1 protein-coding gene is annotated in these 226 nt (G+C 49.1%); it reads right to left on the minus strand.

What is annotated here, in order from left to right:
* Nucleotides 1-220 (minus strand): GntR family transcriptional regulator (locus tag LKX83_RS33125; RefSeq protein ID WP_370639189.1); only part of this gene is annotated, 220 nt, incomplete at its 3' end.
* Between the last annotated feature and the right edge of the window lie 6 nt (nt 221-226).

Below are 226 nucleotides of genomic sequence, written 5' to 3' on the forward strand. Positions count from 1 at the left end.
AGTCATAAATTTGGCGGATGCTTTCTCTAGAGAAGGTTTTAACCGAAACACCCCGCTTCAAGGATACGATCAATCCTTCTGTTTCCAACCGCTTGAGCGCTTCGCGAATAGGGGTACGGCTTATGTGCAGTTCCGCCGCCAATGCTTCTTCCGTAAGGCGCTGGCCCGGCGCATAGTCGCCTTCAATAATGGCACTTCGAATAAAATCGTATGCATTCATCTCTCT

Source organism: Cohnella baijiui, from assembly GCF_020731285.1.
Lineage (GTDB): Bacteria > Bacillota > Bacilli > Paenibacillales > Paenibacillaceae > Cohnella.